Source organism: Spongiibacter thalassae (assembly GCF_012272835.1).
In the GTDB taxonomy this organism is placed as follows: domain Bacteria; phylum Pseudomonadota; class Gammaproteobacteria; order Pseudomonadales; family Spongiibacteraceae; genus Spongiibacter; species Spongiibacter thalassae.
On record NZ_JAAWWK010000012.1, the window covers coordinates 1,769 to 5,536 of the forward strand.

The following is a 3,768-nucleotide window of genomic DNA, read 5'->3' on the forward strand; positions in this document are numbered from 1 at the left end:
CATGGGTCTGTAGCTCAGGTGGTTAGAGCGCACCCCTGATAAGGGTGAGGTCGGAGGTTCAAGTCCTCCCAGACCCACCAGAATGCCACTGCTCGGCGTTGCTGGCTTGCTCATGTGCGATGCACACGACGCAACCCAGCGCCTTGATCAGTACCATTCTGGCACACGGATCGAATCACAGGTAGATCACGGGAAGTACTTCCCTCGCTTAGAAATTAGAAAGAAGCCTTCTTGGTGAACACAGAAGTTGTTGTGTTGGCATTGAGTGGGTTTGTTTCTGGTTTTTACAATCAGATGTTCTTTAACAAGGTAAATAAGCTGATATATATAAACACTGTTTTCTCAAGTGTTGTAACAATCCGGCGAAAAAACTGAGTGTGCTGCAAGTCGCGCACGCTTGGAAATGCAGTTTCTTGGCAAGATATAAGTGATGGCTAGTCTATTTGCTTATATGGTCAAGCGACTAAGCGCATACGGTGGATGCCTTGGCAATTGGAGGCGATGAAGGACGTTGGAGCCTGCGAAAAGCTCTGGGAAGGTGGCAACCAACCTGTGATCCAGAGATGTCCGAATGGGGAAACCCACCTGTCATAAGACAGGTATCCTTTGACTGAATACATAGGTCTTAGGAGGCGAACCAGGGGAACTGAAACATCTAAGTACCCTGAGGAAAAGAAATCAACCGAGATTCTCTTAGTAGCGGCGAGCGAACGGGGATCAGCCTGCAAGTGATAGCTTGTGTGTTAGTGGAACGGTCTGGAAAGTCCGGCGATACAGGGTGATAGCCCCGTACACGAAAACACACTTGTGGTACTAAGCTTGCGATAAGTAGGTCGGGACACGTGTTATCTTGACTGAAGATAGGGGGACCATCCTCTAAGGCTAAATACTCCCAATTGACCGATAGTGAACCAGTACCGTGAGGGAAAGGCGAAAAGAACCCCGGAGAGGGGAGTGAAATAGATCCTGAAACCGTATGCGTACAAGCAGTAGGAGCAGACTTGTTCTGTGACTGCGTACCTTTTGTATAATGGGTCAGCGACTTAATGTCAGTAGCGAGCTTAACCGTATAGGGGAGGCGTAGGGAAACCGAGTCTTAATAGGGCGTCTTAGTTGCTGGCATTAGACCCGAAACCCGGTGATCTATCCATGGCCAGGTTGAAGATGCCGTAACAGGCATTGGAGGACCGAACCCACGAATGTTGAAAAATTCGGGGATGAGTTGTGGATCGGAGTGAAAGGCTAATCAAACCGGGAGATAGCTGGTTCTCCTCGAAATCTATTTAGGTAGAGCGTCATGTCTCACCCACGGGGGTAGAGCACTGTTTGGGCTAGGGGGTCATCCCGACTTACCAACCCCATGCAAACTCCGAATACCGTGGAGTGCAATCATGGCAGACAGACAGCGGGTGCTAACGTCCGTTGTCAAGAGGGAAACAACCCAGACCGCCAGCTAAGGTCCCAAATACACATTAAGTGGGAAACGATGTGGGAAGGCTCAGACAGCTAGGAGGTTGGCTTAGAAGCAGCCATCCTTTAAAGAAAGCGTAATAGCTCACTAGTCGAGTCGGCCTGCGCGGAAGATATAACGGGGCTAAATGTGTAACCGAAGCTGCGGATGCTAATTTATTAGCATGGTAGAGGAGCGTTCTGTACGCCTGCGAAGGTGAGTCGAGAGGCTTGCTGGAGGTATCAGAAGTGCGAATGCTGACATGAGTAACGACAAAGGGGGTGAAAAACCCCCTCGCCGGAAGACCAAGGTTTCCTGCCCCATGCTAATCAGGGCAGGGTTAGTCGGCCCCTAAGGTGAGGCTGAAAAGCGTAATCGATGGGAAACGGGTTAATATTCCCGTACTTGTTATAACTGCGATGGAGGGACGGAGTAGGCTAGGCGATCGCGGCGTTGGTTGTCCGCGTTTAAGCTAGTAGGCTGGGGGATTAGGCAAATCCGGTTCCCTAAGGCTGAGAGGTGATGACGAGTCCTCTTTTGGACGAAGTCGTTGATGCCATGCTTCCAAGAAAATCTTCTAAGCTTCAGGTTATAACGAACCGTACCCCAAACCGACACAGGTGGTCAGGTAGAGAATACCAAGGCGCTTGAGAGAACTCGGGTGAAGGAACTAGGCAAAATGGTACCGTAACTTCGGGAGAAGGTACGCCGGTTTTGGTGATGGGACTTGCTCCCTAAGCTGAGGCTGGCCGAAGTGACCAGGTGGCTGCAACTGTTTATCAAAAACATAGCACTGTGCAAACACGAAAGTGGACGTATACGGTGTGACGCCTGCCCGGTGCCGGAAGGTTAATTGATGGGGTTAGCGCAAGCGAAGCTCTTGATCGAAGCCCCGGTAAACGGCGGCCGTAACTATAACGGTCCTAAGGTAGCGAAATTCCTTGTCGGGTAAGTTCCGACCTGCACGAATGGCGTAATGATGGCCACGCTGTCTCCACCCGAGACTCAGTGAAATTGAAATTGCGGTTAAGATGCCGTATACCCGCGGCTAGACGGAAAGACCCCGTGAACCTTTACTATAGCTTCACAGTGGACTCTGATATTACTTGTGTAGGATAGCTGGGAGGCTTTGAAGCGCAGACGCCAGTTTGTGTGGAGCCAATCTTGAAATACCAGCCTGGTACTATTGGGGTTCTAACTCTGGACCATTATCTGGTTCGAGGACATTGTGTGGTGGGTAGTTTGACTGGGGCGGTCTCCTCCCAAAGTGTAACGGAGGAGCACGAAGGTGCGCTAATCACGGTCGGAAATCGTGAGGTTAGTGTAATGGCACAAGCGCGCTTAACTGCGAGACTGACAAGTCGAGCAGATACGAAAGTAGGTCATAGTGATCCGGTGGTTCTGTATGGAAGGGCCATCGCTCAACGGATAAAAGGTACTCCGGGGATAACAGGCTGATACCGCCCAAGAGTTCACATCGACGGCGGTGTTTGGCACCTCGATGTCGGCTCATCACATCCTGGGGCTGAAGCCGGTCCCAAGGGTATGGCTGTTCGCCATTTAAAGTGGTACGCGAGCTGGGTTCAGAACGTCGTGAGACAGTTCGGTCCCTATCTGCCGTGGGCGTTGGAGATTTGAGGAAAGCTGCTTCTAGTACGAGAGGACCGAAGTGGACGAACCTCTGGTGTTCGGGTTGTCACGCCAGTGGCATTGCCCGGTAGCTATGTTCGGACGGGATAACCGCTGAAAGCATCTAAGCGGGAAGCCTCTTCCAAGATAAGATCTCCCTGGGGCCTTGAGCCCCCTAAAGAGCCGTTCAAGACCAGGACGTTGATAGGCTGGGTGTGTAAGCGTTGTGAGGCGTTGAGCTAACCAGTACTAATTGCTCGTGAGGCTTGACCATATAATCAAGTGGTTTAGCCATTGCTATATCGAAACAAGAGCTGCAGCGGATTGTGCAGCGCAAGAGAAAACGTGTTTAGTCAGCTTATTTACCGCCCTATTTGTGTGTGCAAGAGCCCTCCTCAACAGGAGATAAGACTCAACCACCACAAGCCAGTTTGCCTGGCGACCATAGAGACATGGAACCACCTGACCCCATCCCGAACTCAGCAGTGAAACGTGTCATCGCCGATGGTAGTGTGGAGTTTCTCCATGCGAGAGTAGGTCATCGCCAGGCTTTAATTAAAAACCCGAGATTCGTTTGAGTCTCGGGTTTTTTTATGGGTCTCTGGAAGTGGTATCCACTAGGCTCTGACCTACGGTCATGGCCAAAGCACTCGCTGCGCTCGCGGGCCACACTGTCGCCAGGCTTCTAA

Annotated in this window: 1 tRNA gene and 2 rRNA genes; all 3 read left to right on the plus strand. The window is 51.2% G+C overall.

Going from position 1 to position 3,768, the window contains the following annotated elements:
• Positions 1-3 precede the first annotated feature (3 nt).
• The 3 genes from HCU74_RS19715 to rrf all read left to right on the plus strand — a co-directional run bounded on the left by HCU74_RS19715 (position 4) and on the right by rrf (position 3,629).
• Positions 4-80: transfer RNA gene (locus HCU74_RS19715), tRNA-Ile, on the plus strand.
• A gap of 373 nt (positions 81-453) precedes the next feature.
• A 23S ribosomal RNA gene (locus HCU74_RS19720) occupies positions 454-3,353 on the plus strand.
• A gap of 160 nt (positions 3,354-3,513) precedes the next feature.
• Positions 3,514-3,629, plus strand: a 5S ribosomal RNA gene (gene rrf / locus HCU74_RS19725).
• Positions 3,630-3,768: the final 139 nt, after the last annotated feature.